2 protein-coding genes are annotated in these 707 nt (G+C 53.9%); both read right to left on the minus strand.

Annotated elements, in window-relative coordinates; all coding sequences use genetic code 11:
* Positions 1-552 (minus strand): ead/Ea22-like family protein (locus tag GTGU_RS23540; RefSeq protein WP_038163746.1); only part of this gene is annotated, 552 nt, incomplete at its 3' end.
* A partial coding sequence (locus tag GTGU_RS27130; RefSeq protein ID WP_425427538.1) for a DUF7446 family protein occupies positions 549-707 on the minus strand: 159 nt, incomplete at its 5' end. The genes GTGU_RS23540 and GTGU_RS27130, both read right to left, overlap by 4 nt.

A 707-nucleotide genomic window follows, 5' to 3' on the forward strand; every position in this document is an offset into this window, starting at 1 on the left:
TCCCTTGCCGATGCCAGCGGCGGCACGTTCAGCCTCGCTTTGTTCCCAAAACCACCGGTGCAGTTCCATCAGCTCTTTGTCGAGTGGATCGTATTCCCGGTCAAACCAGGCCTGAGCGTCTTTCTCATCCTCGCTGGGTAGTTCACCGGGACCAAACAGCGTGTTGTAAATCCATGCCAGGCCGTTCTTAGCGTCGCCAGTTACCTGCCATTCGATAATTGCAGCCTTCATTACCAGCAAATTTTTACCAAGCAGCAGATCGACTTCTTTAAAACGCTTGCGAATGTATTCATTCTCACTCTGTAATTCGGTGATGCGCTTCTCTGCGGCTTCCAGCTCATACAGCAACGCCAGCACGGTGGCGGGGTTGGCGGCGGCGATGAAGTTACTGTTGTCAGCCGTAACGTCGCCAGCCAGCAAATTGACTACGCGAGTGTGTTTTTCTGCTGAAATCTCGGCATCCATGAACGGTGTCGATTTGAGATAGCGCCACGGCCCCGGCGTCGCCTTCTCCGCTGCTTCACGCAGCGCCTGTTTGTCGATGTTGCTCATTTGGTGGCCTCTAGTTTTTCAGCCTTCAAAATCATGCGAGAACCATCATCAAGCTCCCAGCCAATTTCACCACCCTCCGCCATCACCAACTGCCACACGAGTTGCGCGGCTTCGTTGGTTACATCACGTCCACGGTCATTGCCGATACGCATACG

Origin of the sequence: Trabulsiella guamensis ATCC 49490 (assembly GCF_000734965.1) — a bacterium.
Classification (GTDB): domain Bacteria; phylum Pseudomonadota; class Gammaproteobacteria; order Enterobacterales; family Enterobacteriaceae; genus Trabulsiella; species Trabulsiella guamensis.